The organism is Micromonospora sp. AMSO31t, from assembly GCF_008868175.1.
Taxonomy (GTDB): Bacteria; Actinomycetota; Actinomycetes; order Mycobacteriales; family Micromonosporaceae; genus Micromonospora.
This window is the reverse complement of sequence record NZ_WBKT01000242.1, coordinates 1-5,941: the sequence shown is the minus strand read 5'-3', so window position 1 is coordinate 5,941 and position 5,941 is coordinate 1. Positions and strand designations below refer to the sequence as shown.

4 protein-coding genes and 1 pseudogene are annotated in these 5,941 nt (G+C 73.9%); all 5 read right to left on the bottom strand.

Annotated features, from left to right (window positions below; all coding sequences use genetic code 11):
* A pseudogene (locus tag F8274_RS29625) lies at positions 1-368 on the bottom strand (GAF domain-containing protein); the annotation flags it as partial.
* A gap of 89 nt (positions 369-457) precedes the next feature.
* Positions 458-1,465 carry a nitroreductase family protein gene (locus tag F8274_RS29620; protein ID WP_151465649.1) on the bottom strand — a complete coding sequence of 336 codons (1,008 nt, stop codon included), beginning with the start codon at positions 1,463-1,465 and terminating at the stop codon, positions 458-460.
* A 146-nt stretch (positions 1,466-1,611) separates the two neighbouring features.
* Positions 1,612-2,478 (bottom strand): universal stress protein, encoded by an 867-nt coding sequence (locus F8274_RS29615; RefSeq protein ID WP_151465648.1) that lies wholly within the window; start codon positions 2,476-2,478, stop codon positions 1,612-1,614.
* Positions 2,475-4,877: a phosphoketolase gene (locus tag F8274_RS29610; RefSeq protein WP_151465647.1), complete on the bottom strand. Its 2,403-nt coding sequence runs from the start codon at positions 4,875-4,877 to the stop codon at positions 2,475-2,477. Before F8274_RS29610 ends, F8274_RS29615 begins: the two co-directional genes overlap by 4 nt.
* Before the next feature lie 128 nt (positions 4,878-5,005).
* On the bottom strand, positions 5,006-5,839 hold the full coding sequence (locus F8274_RS29605; protein WP_151465646.1) for a universal stress protein: 834 nt from the start codon (positions 5,837-5,839) through the stop codon (positions 5,006-5,008).
* Positions 5,840-5,941 lie beyond the last annotated feature (102 nt).

Below are 5,941 nucleotides of genomic sequence, written 5' to 3'. Positions count from 1 at the left end.
CGGGGGTGGCGGGCGATGTCCGGCATGCGCAGCGGGCGGGGGTCGTCGATGAGCAGGCCGAGCACGCCCCGCCCGTGCGGCAGCTCACCGATCTCGGCGTGCAGTTCGGCGCTGATGCCGTGGACGATGAAGTCGTGCAGCAGCCGGTCGGTGCCGATCACGCCGAGCGCGCCGTAGCGGGCGCCGACCAGTTCACAGGCCGACTCCACGATCCGCTGGAGGGTGCTGCGCAGGTCGAGGTCGGAGCCGATGCCGACGACCGCGTCGAGCAGGGCGCGGAGCCGCTCCCGGTTGGTGACCACCTCACCGACCCGGTCCAGCATTTCCTGGAGCAGCTCGTCGAGCCGTACCCGGGACAGCGGGGTCAACCCCAGCGACGGGGTGACGTGCTCGTTGCGGCGGTTCGCTGCGTTGGCCACCGGGCGATGCTATCGCCCGGTGGCCGGGCGGAGATCCGTCAGGAGAGCTGGCCGCGGACCGCCGAGGTGTCGACGGTCTGCGCGGTCTCCAGCCGCGGGGTGTGCGGGGGGCCGGCCTGCGTCGGGTCGGCCAGGCCGAGGCGCATCGAGATGTACGGGAAGCCCAAACCGGACAGCATCTGCCGGAGCGTCTGGCGGGTGCTGTCGACCTCCACCACGCCGGACAGCGGCACCAGCGACACGCCGTGCCGGGTGGCGGTGAGCCAGGCGGCGGAGATGGCCTCGCCGGCGTGCAGCCAGCTGTCTGGTTCGTCGTCGGTGCCCCAGAGGATCGCGTAGCGGGCGGCCCGGTCGTGCCCCTCGCCCACGGGCAGGGTGCCGGGGCCGAAGTCGCGGGCCGGGACGGTGGTCTCGGGGGCGCGCTCCGGCAGCACCTCCGGCGGCAGCCCGGTGCCGGCGGCGGCTCGGCTGGTCCAGTACGCCAGCTCCTCCAGCAGGTCCGGGCTGCCCTTCTCGACCTCTGCCGCCCGCTGGGCGGCGGCGGCCAGCTCGATCTTCTGGTCGTCGTCCAGCACCTGGAGGTTGACGCCCTCCCGGGTGGCCGCCCGGTCGATCTCGCCCAGCACGGCGGTCGGGATCGGCTCGTCGCTGACGGGCCGGCGGTCGGTGTGGCGGACCTGCATGCACTGGACCGTTCGCATGGCGTCCGCGTCCGCGCCGGTGGGCTTGAATCCGGTCAGCCGGGCGAGCAGGTCGGGCTGGGTGGGGTCGGGCAGGCGCTCCACCACCGGCGTCCAGCCCTCGGCGGCCAGCGCCACCCGGGCGTGGTGCAGCGCGGCCCCGCAGCTCACCACGAGCAGGCGGCCCTCCGGGTCCATGACGCTGAGGTGACGCTCCCGGACCAGGCGCAGCTCCAGCGCGTCCGGCAACACCGTCCAGTGCCACGGCTGCGTGTTGTGCACCGAGGGCGCGTGGCCGGCCATTCCGGCGGCCTCCGCGAGCGCGGTGGTCAGCGGGCGGTCCGAAGCCGGCGTCTCGTGGCTCATCGTCACGACCTTTCCTGTTTCCCCATCGTGCCCCACGCCCGGGTGGGGTTGCCCGCTCCATCCTCGGCCATGTCCGCGGTGGCCGCACGCGTCCCACGTCCCGCACCACCGGGCCGTTCGACCCGTGCTCCGGGCCGTCGGGTGGCTCAGCGTTCGCGGACCACGGCGACCGGGCATTGGGCGTGGTGGATGAGCTGCTGGCTGACCGAGCCGAGCAGCATCCCGCGCAGCCCGCCGCGGCCCCGGCTGCCCACCACCACGAGCTGCGCCGTCCGGCTCTCCTCGACCAGCAGCGCCGCCGGGCTGCCCGGGTTCGCCACCACCTCGACCGGCACGTCCGGGAACGACTCCCGCCAGGGGGTCAGGTCGGCCTCGGCGGCCGCCCGCTCGGTGGCGGCGGCCTCCTCCGGGTCGAAGCCCGGCGGCACCCGCCCCTCGGCGGGGGGCTCCCACACGCGCAGCGCGCGCACGGGCACGTCCCGCTGCGCGGCCCGTTCGACGGCGAAGCCGAGCGCCTGCACCGACGACGGCGAACCGTCCGCGCCGACCACCACGGGCCCGGAGGTGACGGGCCGGCCGTCCCGGACCACGATCACGGGGCAGTGCGCGTGGGCGCTGACGGAGACGGCCGTGGAGCCGGCGAGCAGCCCGCCGAACCCGCCGTGGCCCCGGCTGCCCAGCACCAGCATGGCCGCCTCGGCGGAGCGCTCTTGGAGGACCAGCGCGGGCGGTCCGTCGAAGACCTCGCCCTGCACGGTCAGCCCGGGCCGATCGGCGGCGGCGTCCGCCGCCGCCCGGCGGACCAGGTCCTCGACCTGCCGCCGGGCGGTCTCGTCGGGCCAGACGCCGGGGGCCACCCCGGGACCGATCCAGCCGGCCACCGTCAGCCATTCGAAGACGTACGCGAGCCGCACCGGCCGGCCCGAGCGGCCCGCCTCGTCCAGCGCCCAGCCGAGGGCCACCGACGCGTCGGCGGAGCCGTCGTAGCCGACCAGGATCTCGTCGCCGTTCATGCCCCACTCCGCACGGCCGGGTCGGTCTCCCGGATCCAGCGCCACTCGGCGACCCGGGGGTCGTCCTCGCCGTGCTCGCGGGTGTAGTCGCGGCAGGACTGCCGGACGTCCACCATCTCCTGGCGCAGGTGGGCGGCGCGCGAGCGCAGCCCGGGCAGCCGGTCGATGACGTCGATGACCAGGTGGAAGCGGTCGAGGTCGTTGAGCATCACCATGTCGAACGGCGTGGTGGTGGTGCCCTCCTCCTTGTAGCCGCGGACGTGCAGGTTGTCGTGGTTGGTGCGGCGGTAGGTGAGCCGGTGGATCAGCCACGGGTAGCCGTGGTAGGCGAAGATGACCGGCTTGTCGCGGGTGAAGATGGTGTCGAACTCGCTGTCCGGCAGGCCGTGCGGGTGCTCTGACGGCGGCTGCAGGCGCATCAGGTCGACCACGTTGACGACCCGGACCTTCAGATCGGGCAGGTGCTGGCGGAGCAGGTCGGCCGCCGCGAGCGTCTCCAGCGTCGGCACGTCGCCGGCGCAGGCGAGCACCACGTCGGGCTCGCTGCCGTCGTCGGTGCTGGCGAAGTCCCAGATGCCGAGGCCGCGGCGGGTGTGCTGGATGGCCTCGTCCATGGTCAGCCAGTTGGGCGCCGGCTGCTTTCCCGCCACCACGACGTTGATGTAGTGCCGGCTGCGCAGGCAATGATCCATGGTGGAGAGCAGGGTGTTGCCGTCCGGCGGCAGGTAGACCCGCACGACCTCGGCCTTCTTGTTGACCACGTGGTCGATGAAGCCCGGGTCCTGGTGCGAGAAGCCGTTGTGGTCCTGCCGCCAGACGTGGCTGGAGAGCAGGTAGTTCAGCGAGGCCACCGGCGCCCGCCACGGGATCTGCCGGGTCACCTTGAGCCACTTGGCGTGCTGGTTGACCATCGAGTCGACGATGTGGATGAACGCCTCGTAGCTGGTGAAGATGCCGTGCCGTCCGGTCAGCAGGTAGCCCTCCAGCCAGCCCTGGCACAGGTGCTCGGAGAGCACCTCCATGACCCGGCCGTCGGGGGAGAGGTGGTCGTCGCCGGGGAGCCGGCTGCCGACGAACGCGCGGTCGGTGACCTCGAAGGCGGCGCCCAGCCGGTTCGAGGCGACCTCGTCGGGGCCGAACAGGCGGAAGGTCTGCGGATTGCGGGTGATCACGTCCCGGATCCAGGGTCCGAGCGCGCCGGTGGCGCCGGCCATCGGCGAGCCCGGCTCCTTCACGTCGACGGCGTAGTCGCGGAAGTCCGGCAGCTCCAGGTCGCGCAGCAGGAGCCCGCCGTTGGCCACCGGGTTGGCGCTCATCCGCCGGTCACCCGTCGGCGGCAGGTCGACCAGCTCGGCGACCGGCGCGCCGGTGGCGTCGAACAGCTCCTCCGGCCGGTAGCTGCGCAGCCACCGCTCCAGCTCGGCCAGGTGCGCCGGGTTGTCGCGGACCCCGTCGATCGGCACCTGGTGGGCGCGGAACGTGCCCTCGACCTGCTTGCCGTCGACGTCCGCCGGCCCGGTCCAGCCCTTCGGCGTACGGAGGATGATCATGGGCCAGCGGGGGCGCTCGATCTCGCCGCCGGTGCGGGCCAGGCGCTGGATCTCGGCGATCTCGTCGACCGCCCGGTCGAGGGTGGCGGCGAGGGTCTGGTGCACCCGGGCCGGGTCGTCGCCCGCCACGACGTACGGCTGGTAGCCGAAGCCGCGCATCTGGTCGAGCAGGTCCTCGGCGGGAATCCGGTCGAGCACCGTCGGGTTGGCGATCTTGTAGCCGTTGAGGTGCAGGATCGGCAGCACCGCCCCGTCCCGGCCCGGGTTGAGGAAGACGTTGGACAGCCAGCTCCCGGCCAGCGGCCCGGTCTCCGCCTCGCCGTCGCCGATCACGCAGGCGACCAGCAGGTCCGGGTTGTCGAACGCGGCCCCGTACGCGTGGCTCAGCGCGTACCCCAGCTCGCCGCCCTCGTGGATCGAACCCGGCACCTCCGGCGCCACGTGGCTGGGGATCCCGCCGGGGAAGGAGAACTGGCGGAACAGCCGCTGCATGCCGGTCTCGTCCCGGGCGATGTGGTGGTAGAGCTCGCTGTAGGTGCCCTCCAGCCAGGTGTTGGCCACCAGCGCCGGGCCGCCGTGGCCGGGGCCGGTGATGAAGATGGCCGACAGGTCTCGGTCGACGATGACCCGGTTGAGGTGCGCATAGAGGAGGTTGAGGCCGGGGCTCGTGCCCCAGTGCCCCAGCAGCCGGGGCTTGATGTGCTCGGGTTTCAGCGGCTCACGCAGCAGCGGGTTGTCGAGCAGGTAGATCTGCCCGACGGTGAGGTAGTTCGCCGCCCGCCAGTAGGCGTCGAGCCGGCGCAGCTCGTCCTCGGTCAGGGGGCCGTGCAGGTCCAGAGCGGTGTCCATGCTGCGTCAGCCTCTCGCGGCTCGGGGTCTTCTGCCACCCGGGAGCGGATCGGCCGCCCCCGGCACGTCCAGCCTCGTCCTCCGGCCGGCGGGTCGGGCAGGGCCGTAGGTCCCGGGCCGGGCGGGTGTCATGACCCGTCCTCGTCGTCCGGGTCGAGTCCACGGACGACGATCACCGGAGCCGGCGAGTGGTAGAGCAGCGTCTGGCTGACGGCGCCCAGCATGCCCCGCAGCGGCTCGTCGCCGCGCGCCCCCACCAGCGCCACCTGCGCCGAACGGGACTGTTCCACCAGGACGGCGCCGGGGTCGCCGCGGATGGTGTGGCACTCGACGGCCACCCGGGGATGCCGGGCGGCGTACCGGGCGACGGCCTCGTCGAGCAGGCCGTCGTCGCCGTCGGCGTCGTGGCCGGGTTCCGTCACCCGGATGGCGAGCAGCCGGGAGCCGCGGCCCTCGGCACAGTCGAAGGCGTACGCCAGGGTGGCGCGGGAGCTCTCCGACCCGTCGAAACCGACCAGCAGCGGCCCCTGCGGGGGCGGCTCGGTCCGGGCGACCAGCACCGGGCAACCGGCCCGGGCGGCGAGCTGCACGGACGGCGCGTCGGCCGGTACGCATTCCGGGCAGCCGGCCATGCCGCCGTCGCCGACCGCCAGCAGGAACGCCGAGTCGGAGGCCCGGACCAGCGCCTCGATCGGGTCGCCCTCGACGATCTCGTCGGTGACGGGCAGCGTCGGCGCGGTCTCGGCGGCCACCCGCCCGGCCTGCTCCAGCAGTTCCTCGGCGGCTGCGCGCGGCCCGCTCACGGAGAACGACTCCAGGGCCGCCGCCCAGTTGAAGGCGTGCAGCAGGTGCAGCGGCCGGTCGTGCGCGGCGGCCTCACCGGCGGCTGTCCGGACCAGCTGGAGGTCCTCCGCCGAGCTGCCCACGCCGACCACCACCGCGCCGTGGGTGGGTGCGGGCATCCCGGCTCACCTCCCGACCGCGATCTCCTCACCCACGGTAGTCGTGGAGGTGCCCGCCCGGACCGGGTCGGCGGAACTGGGACCGACGGGAGGGGTCAGCGG